A 438-nucleotide genomic window follows, 5' to 3' on the forward strand; every position below is an offset into this window, starting at 1 on the left:
CGCCAGGAAACCTGAGACCACGGCGGCGACGCCGGCAGGATCTTCCATGTGCAGGTGGTGCGTGCCGGCCATGACGTGCAACCGACCGTGCCATCGCGCCCGACGTGCTGCGCCACCGTGTCCTGCCCAGCTACGAGGCGACGGCGGAAGGCTGGGACGAGGCCAACAGCACCGAGAACGATGCCATTCGTCAGCGCCTGAGCACCCGGTCCCGCTCCAGGACCGATCCCGGCTTTCCGCTGCTGGGACCGGAAGAGATCCGTCACCGCTTCATGTACGCGCTGAAGGAACTGACGCCTGAAATGGCGCAGCGCCTGACCCTCCAGCTGCAGGCGTTGAAGCGGGAATTCGATGCAGTCATCGTCGAGTACGCGGTCAATTCGCGGGCCCTGGATGCATTTCCGGCCACCACGCGCAAACTACTGGACACGCATGATT

General features: G+C 64.8%; 2 pseudogenes. One reads left to right on the forward strand and one right to left on the reverse strand.

Going from position 1 to position 438, the window contains the following annotated elements:
* Positions 1-84: pseudogene (locus tag IB230_RS19970) on the reverse strand (alpha/beta hydrolase); the annotation flags it as partial.
* A 20-nt stretch (positions 85-104) separates the two neighbouring features.
* On the opposite strand from IB230_RS19970, the pseudogene IB230_RS19625 reads away from it, so the two are divergent.
* Positions 105-438 (forward strand): annotated as a pseudogene (locus tag IB230_RS19625) (hypothetical protein); the annotation flags it as partial.

This window comes from Pseudoxanthomonas sp. PXM01 (genome assembly GCF_014851815.1).
Classification (GTDB): Bacteria; Pseudomonadota; Gammaproteobacteria; order Xanthomonadales; family Xanthomonadaceae; genus Pseudoxanthomonas_A.